This window comes from Nitrospiraceae bacterium (genome assembly GCA_021373015.1).
Lineage (GTDB): Bacteria > Nitrospirota > Thermodesulfovibrionia > Thermodesulfovibrionales > UBA1546 > JAJFTJ01.
In genome coordinates, this window is record JAJFTJ010000005.1 from 150,762 (window position 1) to 165,757 (window position 14,996).

A 14,996-nucleotide genomic window follows, 5' to 3' on the forward strand; every position below is an offset into this window, starting at 1 on the left:
GTTTCTATTCACAGTTTCCTGTTTTATATAGTTTTTGCATCTGTTCTGTATACTCTCCATTTTTTTTATAAAGATAAAGAGGTTTTTCTATTTTTATTTCAGGGCGTCCATTTTTTACTGCCTCAACAAGAACCATCTTGGCTTCACTTTCCTGATTTGAGTAAACAAGACAAAGTCTTTTTGGTTCAAGCTGTTTTTTCCTTAGAATATCTATGAGCTCAAGTAATCGAGACGGATGATATATAATGCAAAATCTGCCTTTATTTTTCAGGAGATAACGGGCAGCATCAGCAAGATCATCTATTTTCAACATCAGTTCATGCCTTGCAACAGCCTTTTCATCAACAGGGCTTATGAATCCTGTTTGGGTTCGCCTGAAAGGCGGATTTGATACGACAAGGTCATAAGAATTGGCATTAACTAACATATTGTCATCATGTTCAGAACTAGATGATGAAATTTTTTTAATATCAAAGTTTAAAATCTCAACTCTTTTATCAAGCTCGTTTAGTTTAATGTTTTTCTGTGCAAGCTTTGAAAGTTTTTCTTGCAGCTCTATAAGTGTTATTTCAGAATTGAGGAATTTTTTTGCCAATAATATTCCTATAATTCCTGACCCAGCCCCTAGGTCAACAATTTTTTCAGACCGTAATAAATTTACAAATGAGTATAGGATAAGTGCATCAACAGAAAACCTATAACCTTTTTTATGTTGATAAAGTTTGATATTTGCTATTGTGTCAAGTGTCAGTTCCATGTTTTTAAATCAATATGTTATTTTTAGTGTTCTAATAGTTTTGATAACTCTCTGATATCATCAATAATAAAATCAGCGTTTTTTAATAAATTCCTGCTTCTATATCCATATGTCACTGCAATAGTTTTTATCCCGGCTCTTTTCCCTGCTTGAATATCAATGTCGCTGTCTCCTACAATTACCGCCTCATCAGGCTTGACATCCAGAGTCTCGAGCACTTTTTTTATTGGTAATGGAGAAGGCTTCTTTTCTGATACACTGTCACTGCCTATTACTATATCGAAAAAATGGATAATATTAAGCTGCTCGAGAAGTCTTTTTGAAAGAAATTCCATTTTGTTTGATATGACTGCCTTTTTGTAGGAATCAAGTTGTTCCAGGATTGTTATTATTCCCGGATAAAGCTTTGTATTATCAGAAAGGTGCTTCGAATAGTAGTTTAAAAACCTGTCAAGAACATCTTTTTTTAATACGGCATTTTTATCTCCCAATATTTTTTCAACTAACCTTGTCAGTCCATCGCCAACCAGCTTTACGACATCATCTTTGGTTAGGGGTTTATAATTAAAATGCTCTAAGGAGAAATTTAGAGCATTTGTAATATCCATGCTTGAATCAGCAAGAGTGCCGTCGAGATCAAAGATGATAAGCTTTGTTTTCTTAAGGTTTTTCATAGACATATAAGCTAACTGATGCCTAATTATAGCGGATGCATAAAATCTTGACAATATTTGATGCTTGTGCTAATAATATCAATCAGTTTTTACACTAAAATCAAAGGAGGTGAATTGAATGAAGAAAACAATGGCAATAATACTTTCACTAGTGCTTATCGTAGCATTTGCACTTGTAGTATCAGGTTGCAAAAAGGCTGAGCAGCCAAAGGCACCAGAAGCACCAGTAGCAGCACCAGCAGCTCCAGAGAAGGCTCCAGCAGCACCAGAGAAGGCACCAGCAGCTCCAGTAGCACCAGCAAAGAAATAAGCTTGTCTTTAATATTTCAGGGGTGGTTAGAAAATAACCATCCCTGAAATTGCATTTTTATCCAAAAACTGATATATTATATTTACTCTTAAAATTATGTTTAAACTGGAAGAGTGGGTTTTCCCACTCTTTTGTTTTATTGAGGAAAATGCATACTGAAGCTGAATATATAGAAGAGAAACTGCTAAAGTTTGCAGAAGCTGTTTCAGAGGAGCAGCGTACTGAAGTATTTGAAGTTAAAGTTTCAGGCGGAAAAAATAGATTTCGCCTAAAAATCGTGATTGACAAAAAAGATGGCGTAACACTCGATGAATGTGCAGAATTCAGCAGGAAAGTTGCCCTGCTTATAGAAGAAAACAATATTATTCAAAGTTCTTATAATATTGAGGTTTCGTCACCGGGGCTTGACAGACCATTGGTTACAGCAAGAGATTTTGAGAGGGTTATAGGAAAACTTGTGAGAATGAATATTAAGGATAAGGAAGGCATAGATAATCAGAAATCCTTTTTAGGGAAAATTGTCGGGATTGAAGCTGATTATGTAGTTATGGCTTTAGAAAATAAAACCATAACTATCCCGCTTAACAATATATCAAAGGCACGACTGGAGATTGAGATAAAATGACAAAAGAACTATGTCATGTAATTGATCAGATAAGCAGAGAAAAGGGCATTGGACGAGAAATCCTTATAAATGCTCTTGAATCAGCATTGCTTTCTGCCGCCCGAAAAAAACATGGCGGCAGGGCAAATGTAAATCTCAGAATAGATCCCGGGACTTGCAATATAGCAATTTTTGAAACAAAGAAGATTGTTGATGCGGTTGTTGACAAAGACCTTGAAATATCAAAAAAAGATGCCAAAAAGATTGCGCCAGACAATAAAGTTGGCGACGATGTAGAGATTATGCTGGATGTACACGATTTCGGCAGAATTGCTGCACAAACAGCAAAACAGGTTATTTTTCAGAAAGTGCGCGAGGCAGAGAGAGATGTAATTTTTAACGAGTTCAAGGATAAAGTCGGTCAGATTGTTACCGGCACTGTGATTAGAAAAGAAAGAAATATATATTTCCTTAATATCGGAAAAACAGAAGCAATGCTGCCTCAGAGCGAGGCGCTTACAGGCGAGAATTTAAGAAGAGGCGACTTGGTTAAGGCATACATAGCGGATGTTAAGGTTACAGCAAAAGGGCCTATGATACTGGTCTCAAGGGCAACCCCGCAGTTTGTTGCAGGATTATTCAAGATGGAGGTTCCTGAAATATCAGAGGGGCTTGTGGTTATAAAAGACATTGTGCGTGAACCTGGAGAGAGAACTAAAATTGCGGTTTTTTCAAAGGACACCTCGATAGATCCTGTTGGCGCATGTGTTGGAATGAAAGGCACAAGAGTGCAGGCTATTGTCCGTGAGCTCAAAGGTGAAAGAATAGACATTATCCCATGGACTGATGATGTACGCATGCTTATTGCGCGTGCCCTGAGTCCTTCAAGCGTTGAGAGGATAGGCATAAATGAAGAGGGAAAGACTGCTATGGTTGTTGTGAATGATCAGCAGTTATCCCTTGCTATCGGGAAGAGAGGCCAGAACGTAAGACTTGCAATGAAGCTTACTGGCTGGGACATCGATATAATAAGCGATACAGAATATGCAAAGATCAAGCTGGAAGAAGCTGACAAAGCGCTTGAAGAGAATATGAACAAGGAACCTGACAAGGAAGAAGATAAGACGGAAGAAATATAAAATTTAGTTTTATGAGCTGTTGACCATCTGAGGATGGGTAAAAACCTTTCAGAATTTTCAATTCAATATGTAAAAGGGGTTGGTCCTAAAAGGGCTAAGCTTCTTTACAGCCTTGGGATAAAGACTGCAGAAGATGCTCTTTATTATCTGCCATACAGGTACGAAGACAGAAAAAATATTAAAAAGATAAGTAATCTTACCTATGGCAGCCTCGAAACAATAGTTGGAAAAATTATATCTGCTGATGTGATAAAAGTGCCGCGAAGAGGCAATCTGAAGATTTTCGAGCTTATAGTAACTGACGGAAGCGGCCTAGTTAAAGGCAAATGGTTCAACCAGCCGTTCATGCAGAAAAATTTTAAAGTCGGGCAGGAAGTAATTCTAAGCGGAATTGTAAAGAGGAATCCTTATTGGGGTGTTGGATTAGAAATTGAGAATCCGGAATATGAATATCTGACCGAAGAAACATTGTCAGAAACAGACAGTCTTATACACACAGCAAGGATTGTCCCAATCTACAGAACAACTGCAGGTTTAAGCATAAAACAGCTAAGAACAATAATGTTCAATGTAGTTAATGAATTTGCCGGCGATGCACAAGATAATATCCCTTATGAAATACTGCAAAGAGCTGCTCTCCTTCCTTTAAAACAAAGCATTGTTCAATCCCATTTTCCTGATAACGATGCTGATATCAATATATTAAACAGAGGGATAAGCATTTATCAAAAGAGGTTTTATTTTGATGAGCTCTTTATGTTTGAACTTGGGCTTTCAGTTATGAAAAAAGGAAAGGTTTTGGAAAAAGGAATAGCTTTTCAGCCGGAAGGGATTCTACTTAGAAAACTCACTGAGGCATTGCCATTTAAACTGACCTCTGCCCAGAAAAAAGTTTTTCAGGAAATTTCAGAGGACATGAAAAAACCACATCCAATGAACAGGCTGATTCAGGGAGATGTTGGATGCGGAAAAACAGTAATAGCTGTTATGGCAATGCTTACAGCAATAGAATGCGGTTATCAGACTGCGCTCATGGCTCCAACAGAAATACTTGCCGAACAGCATTATATAAATTTACACAGGCTTCTCGAGGATATGGGACTTTCAGTATGTCTTCTTACGAGCAGCATAAAAAAGAAGCCTTTGGACGAAATAGCATCAGGAAAGATTAATATCGTGATTGGGACACATTCGCTTATCCAGGAAAGTGTTGAATTTAAGAATTTAGGAATTGTAGTAATTGATGAACAGCACAAGTTTGGTGTTATGCAGAGGGCGCTTTTAAGAAAGAAGGCTGTAAATCCTGATATGCTTGTCATGACAGCAACTCCAATCCCAAGAACACTTTCGATGACACTTTACGGCGACCTTGATTTTTCTGTTATTGATGAACTCCCTCCTCACAGAAAACCAATTATAACAAAGCTTTTTAATGACAAACAGAAAGACAATGTTTACAAAGCCATAACAGAAGAGACATGCAAGAAGAGACAGGTTTATATTGTTTATCCGATTATCGAAGAAAGCGAGAAATCAAATCTTAAATCAGCAATAATAGGCAAAGAGGCTATTGAAAAAAAGTTTCCTAATCTGAAGGTAACCCTTATCCATGGGAGGATGAAGCCTCAGGAAAAAGAGAATGTTATGGCATCTTTTAAAAAAGGAGATATTGATATACTTGTGAGTACAACTGTAATAGAAGTAGGGGTAGATGTGCCTAATGCTTCGATGATGCTAATAATTCACGCAGAAAGATTCGGACTTGCACAGCTTCATCAGCTCCGCGGCAGGGTTGGAAGAGGCAATGAACAGTCATATTGTTTTTTATTGGCATATGAACCAATAAGTGAAGATGCAAGACGAAGACTTGATATAATGGCAGAAAGTACAGATGGATTCAGAATTGCTGAAGAGGATCTAGATATAAGAGGCCCCGGTGAATTTTTTGGAACCAGGCAAGCAGGAATGCCTGATCTTAAGCTTGCAAACATTATTAGAGACGTTAAACTGCTTGAAAGCGCAAGAAAAGAGGCATTTGATTTAATTGATAAAGATGCAGAGCTTAAATCATATCCTGTTTTAAAGAACAGGCTCGAGCATTTCTGGGAAGGCAAAATAGAGCTATTTAAAACAGGATGATTTATTATAGAAGCATTGCAAAGTTAATATAATCGGCCTTTAAAAAGATGCGGAGGAAATATGTGGAAAAGGATTAAAGATAACTTTGAGGAAGGTACAGCTAAAATAAAACGTATATCGTCTTTTATTGCAGAGAGGGTAAAAATCGAATTTTCAATTTTTAGACTTTTAAATGACAGAGAAAAAAAAGAAAAAACAAAAGCTGATAAAGCAAAGATAATAGGTGAACGAGTACTAGAACTGAAAAACAGCGGAGAAAAAAATATTTTTAAGGACAAAATAGTAATTGATACAATTGCTGAAATTGAAAAACTTGATTTAGAGATTGAGGACCTAAAGCAAAAAACAGCAGAGATCAGCAAAATAGAGGAATAAACAAAAAACTATGATCACGATGTATGTAATTATTTTTATTTTTGGTTCTCTTGTCGGATCTTTTCTTAATGTATGCATCTACAGGCTTCCAAAGCAAGAATCAATTGTAATGCCCTTTTCATATTGTCCTTCATGCAAGACACCAATAAAGGCTTGGGATAATATTCCAATTCTAAGTTATTTATTCCTTCGCTCAAAATGCAGAGCATGCAAGGAAAAAATATCTTTTAGATATCCTGTTGTCGAGGCTTTAAATGCCTTGTTTTACTGTCTTCTTCTATGGAGATTTGGAATAGGGCTGCACTTGCTTACTTATTTCGCGCTTGTTTCTTCTTTGATAGTTATAACTTTTATCGATCTGGATTATCAGATAATCCCTGACTCTATAACACTGCCTGGTGTTGTGTTAGGTTTAATCTTAGGGTCTTTTCTTCTTCCTGATCCTTTTTCAAGATGGTCTCCTTTGGGATATAAAGCATCACTGATAGGAGCTGTAACAGGATTCGGATTATATTATCTTATCGCTGTTCTCAGCAAAGGCGGCATGGGAGGCGGTGATATCAAGATGATGGCAATGCTTGGGGCATTTATGGGATGGAAGTCTGTTCTGCTCACAACGTTCTCAGGCAGTTTTTTAGGAGCAATATGGGGAATTTCGCTCATGATATTTGAAGGCAAAAGCAGAAAAACTAAAATACCTTTTGGGCCATTTCTCGCTGCAGGAGCATTAATAACACTTTTTTACGGACAGGAGATTCTTTACCTATACCTTAAAAGATGAATACAGAATCGTTATTCCTATATTCATTTGTATTTCTTTTTTCTTTAGTTGTTTTTCTTTATCTCCTCAGATTTTTCATCCGTCACAGCAGTAAAGATAAAGAAGTGGAATACAAGAGCACATCAAAGGTCGGTTTTGTTGTTGATACCTTTCATGAACTTGTCGCAAAACTAAAAGAAAAAGAAAAAGAGCTGGAAGTTCTCAAGAAGATAGCAGAACAAAGGGCTGAGGATGTTGAGAGCTACAATAAAAATATTCTTCAGAGCGTTCCGAGCGGGGTAATAAGTTTTGACAATGGATTGAAAATTAAAAGCATAAATATTGCCGCGCAAAAAATTCTTTTGCTGAGATCTGAAGATGTAATAGATAAATCTTATAATGAATTTCTAATTCAACCAATAACAAACCTTATAAAAGAAAGCAGTTTTATTGAAAGAGCAGACGTTCAATATAAGATATCAACAGGTAGAACACTTCGTCTAGGACTTACGTATTCACCGCTTCTTGACAATGCTGAGAAAAAGATTGGGAGCATACTTGTGTTTACAGACCTTACTGAACTCAAGGCGCTGGAATCACAGGCTGAGCTGAGAAAAAGACTGTCAAACCTTGGCGAGATGTCAGCAGGCATTGCTCATGAGATTAGAAACCCTCTTGGAGTTATTGCTGGATATGCCAAACTTCTTTCCAGGAAACTTGATCCTGCATTGCTTCCGACAGTTGATGCAATTACAAAAGAGATCGAGATAATGGACAGGATTATTTTGGATTTTCTTTCATTTGCAAAACCAATAGAAGTAGTTCCGACTAAAATAAATTTATATGAAATGATTAGCAGCTGTTTCTTTCATATTTCAACTGACAAAAAAAATATAGATGCAACCATAGATATAGATAAATTATTGAATATATCTGGGGATGAAGTTTTATTAAGGCAGGCATTTACTAATCTGATACAAAATGCAGCTGAATCAATGAAAAATGGCGGAAGACTTGCTTTTAGATATGCTCAACAGGACAAATACGCTGAGATAGAAATATCAGATACTGGGCATGGGATACCTGAAGGCATAAAAGACAAAATATTTCTTCCATTTTATACAACTAAAGAAAAAGGAACCGGTCTTGGTCTTGCAATAGTCCATAAGATAATAATTTCACACGGCGGGACTATTTCAGTAGAGAGCGCAGAAACAGGTACGACCTTCAGGCTTAAACTCCCGATAACTTAATTTTTCTTCTGAGATTTTTCTATTTTAGCCCATGTATCCCGCAAAGCAACTGTGCGGTTAAATACTAATTTATTGCCTTGTGAATCAGGATCAACACAAAAATAACCGAGCCTTTCGAACTGATATTTACTTCCAGATGCTGCTCCTGAAAGGCTTGGCTCTATGTAACATGTCTTGATTGTTTCAAGAGACTTGGGGTTTACATAAGATTTAAAGTCTAGTCCTTCTTCGTCAGTATCAGTATCTGCTTCAAAAAAAAGGTGATCATAAAGACGAACTTCTGCATTTAGCGAATGCTCAGCTGAAACCCAGTGAAGTGTTGCCTTTATTTTTCTGTTGTCAGGTGAATTTCCTCCGCGCGTTTCTGGGTCATATGTGCAATGAAGTTCGATTATCTCGCCAGTTTTTTCATCTTTTACAACTTTTGTGCATGTGATGTAGTAAGCATATCTAAGTCTTATTTCACGTCCTGGAGCCAGGCGGAAAAATTCCTTTGGAGGATTTTCTTTAAAATCATCTTTTTCAATATAGATTATTTTTGAGAACGGCACTTTTCTAATTCCCATACTCGCATCTTCAGGATTATTTATTGCTTCAAGCTCCTCTGTTTTTTTATCAGGATAATTATCTATTATTACTTTTAGAGGATTTATAACTGCCATTGCACGCATCGCTGTTTTGTTTAAGTGTTCTCTGATACAGAATTCCAGCAGTGCAATGTCTACCATACTGTCTCTTTTTGCTACGCCTATGCGCTCGCAAAAATTCCGAATTGATTCAGGCGTATACCCGCGTCTTCTCAACCCTGCAAGAGTAGGCATTCGCGGATCATCCCATCCTTTTACAAATGATTCCTTTACGACTTGGAATAATTTGCGCTTGCTCATTACTGTGTGGCTCAGATTAAGGCGTGCAAACTCTATCTGCTGCGGATGATGAATCTTAAGTTCATTCAGGAACCAATCGTATAATGGCCTGTGGTCTTCAAATTCGAGAGTGCATATTGAGTGAGTTATTCCTTCTATCGAGTCTGAGATACAGTGAGCATAATCATATGTAGGATATATAGACCATTTATGCCCGGTCATATGATGTTCTGCATGCAAAATACGATACATCACTGGATCACGCATATTGATATTCCCTGATTTCATGTCTATTTTCGCCCTGAGAGTGCGTAAGCCATCAGGAAAATCACCTTTTCTCATGGATTCGAATAAGCTCAGATTTTCTTCTATTGAACGGCTGCGATAAGGACTTTCTTTGCCTGGCTCAGTCAATGTGCCGCGATATTGTCTCATCTCATCAGCGTTAAGATCACAGACATATGCCTTGCCGAGTTTTATTAATTCAACTGCGTAATTGTAAAGTTTTTCAAAATAATCAGATGCATGATAAAGTCTGTCTCCCCACTCAAATCCAAGCCATTTTACATCCTGTTTTATAGCTTCGACATATTCGGTATCTTCTTTTGCAGGATTAGTATCATCGAACCTCAGGTTGCAAAGACCTTTGAATTCTTCAGCTATTCCGAAATTCAAACATATGGATTTAGCATGACCTATATGCAAATATCCATTAGGCTCGGGAGGGAAACGCGTGTGAACTTTTTTATTATACCGGTTGGAATCAATATCATTTTTAACGATCTCTCTTACAAAGTCAATAGTTTTTGAAGAATCTTGAATTGTCATTAAAAAATAATTATCCTTTTTAAAATTGAGCAGTTGCTGTTATAGAATTTATTGCTCTGTCCAGTCTTTTTAAGGTCTTTTCTTTGCCTATAACTTCCAGAACCTCAAATATACCAGGGCTTTCAGTTCCGCCTGTTATTGCAACACGTACAGGCTGAGCAAGACCTCCGAGTTTAATATTGTTTTTTTCAACTATTGATTTAAATATTTTTTCTAAATCTCCTGCTTTAAAATCAGAAATGGATGAAAGGCCGGCCTTGATCTCTACAAGTAGATTCTTGTTTTTTTCGTTCAGAAATTTAGTTTTTGCTTTTTCATCATAATCAACATCTTCAGATATATAGTACTGTAGTGAAGCTGCAAGTTCTAGCAGAGTTTTTGAACGCTCTTTTAGAGTATCAATCGCTCTTGCAAGCCAGCTCATGTCAAGCTTCTGATTGTCACTGATGATTTTTTTGTTTATCAGAAATGGAATAACAAGTTCAGCAAGTTTTTCTGAGGGCGTGTTCATTATATACTGGCTGTTAAGCCAGAGCAGTTTTTCAGGATTGAAAACAGCAGATGATTTTCCGACATTCTCAAAAGTGAAATGTTTTATGATTTCTTCTCTTGTAAAAATCTCCTGGTCTCCATAAGACCAGCCAAGACGCACTAGATAGTTAACCAAAGCATCAGGAAGATAGCCCATGTCTTTGTATGCCATTACAGAAGTTGCCCCGTGTCTTTTGCTCAGTCTTGCTTTATCTGAGCCGAGTATCATAGGCAGATGAGCAAAGTCTGGGATGCTGTAACCCAGGGCTTTATATATATGAATCTGTTTCGGTGTATTGTTAAGATGGTCATCGCCTCTTATAATATGCGTTATTTTCATATCCACATCATCAACAACAACAGTAAAATTATAAGTTGGAGTATTGTCAGAGCGCATTATTATTAAATCATCCAGCTGACTGTTATCAAACACAATTTTGCCTCTGATAAGATCATTTACAACAGTCTCTCCTGTTTGCGGCATTGCGAATCTTATAGCAGCATTTTTGCCGTCTTTATTTTTGATATTTCTGCACTTGCCGGAGTATTTTATGGTTTTTCCTTGTGCTAATGCTTCCTGCCTTCTGGTTTCGAGTTCTTCAGGAGAGCAATAACAATAATATGCCTTGCCTTCATTGATAAGTTTTTCTGCATATTTTCTGTATACATCAAATCTTTCTGTCTGTCTGAAAGGGCCTTCGTCACATTCGAGATTAAGCCATTTCATCCCCTCAATAATTGCATCTATATATTCTTCTGTAGAACGGGTTGTGTCTGTGTCTTCAATCCGTAGTATGAATTTTCCGTTTTTATTGCGGGCATAAAGATAGTTAAAAAGCGCAGTTCTTGCACCTCCGATATGGAGATGGCCTGTTGGACTTGGCGCAAAGCGAACTCTTACCATTTACTGTTTAAATACCTCCGAAAAATTTAAGTATATAAATATAACACATTATAGGGTTAAATATAGGAAGAGTGAGCTTAAGAACGGTCTTATTTTGTTAGCTTTAATTCCAAAAGCAGTGCTTCCTTGGTATTGGATGTTATCTTAAATCTTTCGTCTGCTCTATAGCCTGCAACCCATATAATGTCTTTATCTGAAAGCACGATTGGGATTGTATCCCGCTCATCTCTTGGAATTCTTTCATCTACAAAGAAATCCTGAAGCTTTTTTTTCCTGCCGAAACCTGCAGGATAGAAGAAATCACCTTCTTTTCTTGAGCGTACAATAAGAGGTGATTTTATTTTGTCAACATCAAATAACATCGTTGATTTATCTAAGGTTTCTTTGTCTTCTGTAAAAGCTGCTCTAATTAAGAGATTAGCTTCTTTAATTAACAATTCACCAGGAAGATTAAGGGTGTATTGTCCAATCTTTTCAGGCAGCTTTGATGTGAGTATTAAAGTCGAGTAGCCTTTTATGACCCTTATGCCCTTTGGAAGATTGATCCTGTCTCCTGATCGGCCGTTTTTTATCAGGTCAATAATGTCTTCAACATGAATAAAGCTTATTCCTCTCAGCCCCTTTACTGAATCAATCGCTCTCCTGATGATCCTGTAGAGAATTGCCTTGTCTGTTGTCTCCAGAGGAACTAGAAAAAGCTCGATCATGTCATCGGTTTTTCTTGTAATGAGTCTCATGAGTGTTTTTGTGGTAATGATCTCCAGATATCTGTCTTCTTCTCTGAAGATATTGCACATTCTGCTTACTGTTTTAATCAACTCGGGGTTTTTTTTCTTAAACTCGGACATTATAGACAGTCTGAACCAGTTTCTTAAATAATCCTTCTTTAAATTAGACGAATCGACAGCATATGACTGAGATGACGCTTCAAGAAATATTTCTATCTCTTCTCGTGCGATTTCAATAAGCGGTCTGATAATTTTGCCACGCACAGGAGGTATTCCTGTAAGCCCTTTCAACCCTGAACCTCTTAAGATACGCATGAAAAAAGTCTCGGTCTGATCATCTGCATTGTGTGCAAGGGTAATTTTGCTTGCGCCTATTTTATATGCAATCTCTTCAAATGTCTTATATCGCAATTCTCTGGCAGCTTCTTGCTTATTTAATGATGCTTTTTTGGCATAGGAAATGACATCAACTGACTCAACGAAAAACAATATGTTGAATTTCTTGCACAAGTCTGTGCAGAATTTTATCTCTTCAGGAGTTTCATTTGGCCTCAGATTATGATTTACATAAAGCGCTGACAGTTTGAATTTGTATATTTCTTGTATTTGCTTCAGGAGGATGAGAAGACATACTGAATCAGGACCACCTGAAAGACCAACAAGCAAATGGTCGCTTTCTGTGATCATTGAGTGTTTTTGAATAGTTTTTTTAACTTTTTCTGTTAAATCCATTCCCATTAAACTCTAAGTGTTAATGTTGAGTGATGTCAATAGTTATGAATATATCAGTTAAAAAAACTTGCAACATCAGGTGGTTTATTATAGTATTTATAAAAGGAATATAATCTAATGGGATATAGATCAACGAACTATGAATAAATCCGTAAAATTCGGTCATTATCTAGCAGATAAAAAACTTATTACAAGTCAGGATATACTCGAAGCCCGTTTTGTTCAAAAGAAAAATAATAGATTGATCGGAGAAATTGCGGTGGAGAAGGGCTGGATTACTGAGGAAAATGTTCAAAGGATTCTTGTTGTTCAAGAAGAGACTTTGGAAAAATTTGGTGATACCGCAGTAAAAATGAATTTATTAACTGAGAATCAAATCGAACAACTTCTTAAAGAACAGCAAGATTCTTATATGTTTTTTGGCGAAGCGCTGGTAAAAATCGGCGCTATTTCAAACGAAGATCTCATCAAAAATTTAAAAGAATTCAATAAGTTAAAACTGGAAGAGGATAATTCATAGCACTGCGATAAGTTTATAGAGTTCAGGATACTCATCTTTAACAAGAAAAATATCTTCTTTTAGTAATTTGATTCCTTTTGGAATATATTTTGAAAAGTATCTTTTGCCTGCTGAAGAAGAAAGAAAGCCAAATGCTCCGAGCGCCTGCATATGTCTTTGGAGTCTGCAAATAATTAATGATTCTTCAAACTTATCTTTATCAAAAAAAGCATCTTTTGCTTTGATTTGAGCAGCATAATATTTCAAAAGATTTTTTCTGGTCTTGTCTTCAAGCCTGTAATATGGATCCCAAAGTATGGATGCAATGTCATATGCAGGAAGTCCTATCCTGGCGCTTTGAAAATCAATCAATCTAGGGATACCATTATGTATCATTATGTTCTGTGATTGAAAATCACGATGAATTATAGTTTTATGAAAAGATACTGCTTTTGCGGCCAGATTGTGAAATTCATCATTTAACGAAGATGTATTTTTGATTGAAATTTCTTTTATGTTTTTTACGAGCTGTTCGATGAAGTATGATGTTTCCCATCTGTAATGTTCATAGTCAAATATTTTGTTCTGGAGCAGTGGGCACTCAGCAACTCTTGCTGTTGCCTCTGTGTGGATGAGAATCAGGATATCAAGGACTTTTCTGTACATTTGTTCTATTGTCTTATCATCATGTGTTTTTTTAAGCCAGGTATATAGTGATACATCGCCAAGGTCTTCAAATGTTGCAAGCATTTTGTCTGGTTCATAATCAACAAGTTCTGGTACTGGAACTAAATGCTTTAAAAAAAATTTAGTGTATTCTATGTGTCTTGTATAATCTGAATCACTATTTTTGCATTTCATTACGACAAATGTTTTGTAGTTTTTTTCTACCCTGAAATATTCTCTATTGGAACCTCCTGTGCCGATGAGTATTCCGTTATTTTTTGTTCCGAGCAAATCTGCTTCATTGAGGTCTATCTTGAAATCATGGCCGATTATGCAGTTTTCATAGTATGTGTTTTGATCCAGTCCGCTTTCCGGAAGGACTATACAATTTCTGACAGAGATTTTTTTATTAAATGTATTTTCTTTCTCAATTATTACATAACCATCTATTTCTAAATTATCAATTTTTTTTGCTGACGGATGAAAATAAGTGGTCTCTCCTTCTGAGCGAAGGTTTTTTATTATTGCAGAGGCATAAGACATGGGAGTTCCAACATCACTCCAGCAGCATCCAGTAAAATCAAGCGCCTGGACTTTCTTCCCGGCTTTTGATGCTTCTATCCATGCAGATGTTGCATGTGATTCACCGGATGGAAGAAATTGGAATATTTCAGGAGAATATACAGCTATTCCTGTATAAGCAGTTTTAAACCTGTCAGTGCTGGGATTTGGCATGGATGTCCCGGGATTCTCAACATCAATAACAAGACCTTTATCATTAACGATGACATTGCTATATTTAGGATAATTGTGAGTTGCTAGAGTTGCAATGTTGCCGGAAATTATATGCGTCATTACAAGCTTAATAAAATCAATGTCAGATACTATGTCGGCATTATGCACCATGAAATAACTATCAGAAAGAAAAATTTCAGCATTTTTTAATGCGCCTCCAGTACCTAGGATTGGATCTTCAGGAAACAACTCGATCCTGTCCTTGTATTCTGATTCATCAGCCCATTTTCTGATAGCCTCTGGTTTGTAGTGGAGATTTATTCCTATTTTACCTGATGAAATATCTGAGAATTTTTTAAGAATGATTTCTATCAGAGGTTTCCCGAGTAAAGGCAGTAATGGCTTGGGCATGTGATTTGTGATGGGTCTCAGTCTTTCGCCTAAGCCTGCTGCCGGAAGGAAGATTTTAAAAGAAAATTTTGACATTTTTTATGGG

The 14,996-nt window shown here is 36.7% G+C and carries 14 protein-coding genes; 8 read left to right on the plus strand and 6 right to left on the minus strand.

Annotated elements, in window-relative coordinates:
• Positions 1-4: 4 nt before the first annotated feature.
• Together LLF28_02100 and LLF28_02105 are read right to left on the minus strand one after the other, a co-directional pair.
• Positions 5-757, minus strand: coding sequence for a tRNA1(Val) (adenine(37)-N6)-methyltransferase (locus LLF28_02100; protein ID MCE5194238.1), 753 nt, complete (start codon positions 755-757; stop codon positions 5-7).
• A gap of 23 nt (positions 758-780) precedes the next feature.
• Complete coding sequence (locus LLF28_02105) at positions 781-1,437, minus strand: HAD-IA family hydrolase (protein MCE5194239.1); 657 nt, start codon at positions 1,435-1,437, stop codon at positions 781-783.
• A gap of 112 nt (positions 1,438-1,549) precedes the next feature.
• Between LLF28_02105 and LLF28_02110 the strand changes: the two genes are divergently transcribed.
• The 7 genes from LLF28_02110 to LLF28_02140 all read left to right on the plus strand — a co-directional run bounded on the left by LLF28_02110 (position 1,550) and on the right by LLF28_02140 (position 8,011).
• On the plus strand, positions 1,550-1,741 hold the full coding sequence (locus LLF28_02110; protein ID MCE5194240.1) for a hypothetical protein: 192 nt from the start codon (positions 1,550-1,552) through the stop codon (positions 1,739-1,741).
• Positions 1,742-1,889: 148 nt separating this feature from the next.
• Positions 1,890-2,366, plus strand: a complete 477-nt coding sequence (locus LLF28_02115; protein ID MCE5194241.1) for a ribosome maturation factor RimP — start codon at positions 1,890-1,892, stop codon at positions 2,364-2,366.
• Positions 2,363-3,484 (plus strand): transcription termination factor NusA, encoded by a 1,122-nt coding sequence (gene nusA / locus LLF28_02120; protein MCE5194242.1) that lies wholly within the window; start codon positions 2,363-2,365, stop codon positions 3,482-3,484. The genes LLF28_02115 and nusA overlap by 4 nt, the downstream gene beginning before the upstream one ends.
• A gap of 33 nt (positions 3,485-3,517) precedes the next feature.
• Positions 3,518-5,623 carry an ATP-dependent DNA helicase RecG gene (gene recG, locus LLF28_02125; GenBank protein ID MCE5194243.1) on the plus strand — a complete coding sequence of 702 codons (2,106 nt, stop codon included), beginning with the start codon at positions 3,518-3,520 and terminating at the stop codon, positions 5,621-5,623.
• 60 nt (positions 5,624-5,683) lie between these two features.
• Positions 5,684-5,998: a hypothetical protein gene (locus tag LLF28_02130; protein MCE5194244.1), complete on the plus strand. Its 315-nt coding sequence runs from the start codon at positions 5,684-5,686 to the stop codon at positions 5,996-5,998.
• 10 nt (positions 5,999-6,008) lie between these two features.
• Positions 6,009-6,779, plus strand: coding sequence for a prepilin peptidase (locus LLF28_02135; protein MCE5194245.1), 771 nt, complete (start codon positions 6,009-6,011; stop codon positions 6,777-6,779).
• A 104-nt stretch (positions 6,780-6,883) separates the two neighbouring features.
• Positions 6,884-8,011, plus strand: a complete 1,128-nt coding sequence (locus LLF28_02140) for a PAS domain-containing protein (GenBank protein ID MCE5194246.1) — start codon at positions 6,884-6,886, stop codon at positions 8,009-8,011.
• On the opposite strand, the gene LLF28_02145 is transcribed toward LLF28_02140, so the two are convergent.
• The 3 genes from LLF28_02145 to tilS form a co-directional block, all read right to left on the minus strand.
• Complete coding sequence (locus tag LLF28_02145) at positions 8,008-9,705, minus strand: glutamine--tRNA ligase/YqeY domain fusion protein (protein ID MCE5194247.1); 1,698 nt, start codon at positions 9,703-9,705, stop codon at positions 8,008-8,010. The genes LLF28_02140 and LLF28_02145 overlap by 4 nt on opposite strands.
• Before the next feature lie 19 nt (positions 9,706-9,724).
• A complete protein-coding gene (gene gltX, locus LLF28_02150) occupies positions 9,725-11,140 on the minus strand; it encodes a glutamate--tRNA ligase (GenBank protein ID MCE5194248.1) in 1,416 nt (471 codons plus the stop codon).
• 89 nt (positions 11,141-11,229) lie between these two features.
• The gene (tilS, locus tag LLF28_02155; protein ID MCE5194249.1) at positions 11,230-12,600 is read right to left on the minus strand and encodes a tRNA lysidine(34) synthetase TilS; all 1,371 of its coding nucleotides are present in this window, start codon (positions 12,598-12,600) and stop codon (positions 11,230-11,232) included.
• A gap of 139 nt (positions 12,601-12,739) precedes the next feature.
• On the opposite strand from tilS, the gene LLF28_02160 reads away from it, so the two are divergent.
• Complete coding sequence (locus tag LLF28_02160; GenBank protein ID MCE5194250.1) at positions 12,740-13,120, plus strand: hypothetical protein; 381 nt, start codon at positions 12,740-12,742, stop codon at positions 13,118-13,120.
• Here LLF28_02160 and LLF28_02165 read toward each other — a convergent pair.
• Complete coding sequence (locus LLF28_02165; protein MCE5194251.1) at positions 13,115-14,986, minus strand: phosphotransferase; 1,872 nt, start codon at positions 14,984-14,986, stop codon at positions 13,115-13,117. The two genes, LLF28_02160 and LLF28_02165, sit on opposite strands and share 6 nt — an antisense overlap.
• Between the last annotated feature and the right edge of the window lie 10 nt (positions 14,987-14,996).

Coding starts and splice junctions, on each gene's coding strand:
- LLF28_02135 (MCE5194245.1), top strand. CDS start 6,009: ATGATCACGATGTATGTAATTATTTTTATTTTTGGTTCTCTTGTCGGA.
- LLF28_02145 (MCE5194247.1), bottom strand. CDS start 9,705: ATGACAATTCAAGATTCTTCAAAAACTATTGACTTTGTAAGAGAGATC.
- tilS (MCE5194249.1), bottom strand. CDS start 12,600: ATGGATTTAACAGAAAAAGTTAAAAAAACTATTCAAAAACACTCAATG.
- LLF28_02100 (MCE5194238.1), bottom strand. CDS start 757: ATGGAACTGACACTTGACACAATAGCAAATATCAAACTTTATCAACAT.
- LLF28_02115 (MCE5194241.1), top strand. CDS start 1,890: ATGCATACTGAAGCTGAATATATAGAAGAGAAACTGCTAAAGTTTGCA.
- LLF28_02110 (MCE5194240.1), top strand. CDS start 1,550: ATGAAGAAAACAATGGCAATAATACTTTCACTAGTGCTTATCGTAGCA.
- LLF28_02165 (MCE5194251.1), bottom strand. CDS start 14,986: ATGTCAAAATTTTCTTTTAAAATCTTCCTTCCGGCAGCAGGCTTAGGC.
- nusA (MCE5194242.1), top strand. CDS start 2,363: ATGACAAAAGAACTATGTCATGTAATTGATCAGATAAGCAGAGAAAAG.
- recG (MCE5194243.1), top strand. CDS start 3,518: ATGGGTAAAAACCTTTCAGAATTTTCAATTCAATATGTAAAAGGGGTT.
- LLF28_02105 (MCE5194239.1), bottom strand. CDS start 1,437: ATGTCTATGAAAAACCTTAAGAAAACAAAGCTTATCATCTTTGATCTC.
- LLF28_02160 (MCE5194250.1), top strand. CDS start 12,740: ATGAATAAATCCGTAAAATTCGGTCATTATCTAGCAGATAAAAAACTT.
- LLF28_02130 (MCE5194244.1), top strand. CDS start 5,684: ATGTGGAAAAGGATTAAAGATAACTTTGAGGAAGGTACAGCTAAAATA.
- gltX (MCE5194248.1), bottom strand. CDS start 11,140: ATGGTAAGAGTTCGCTTTGCGCCAAGTCCAACAGGCCATCTCCATATC.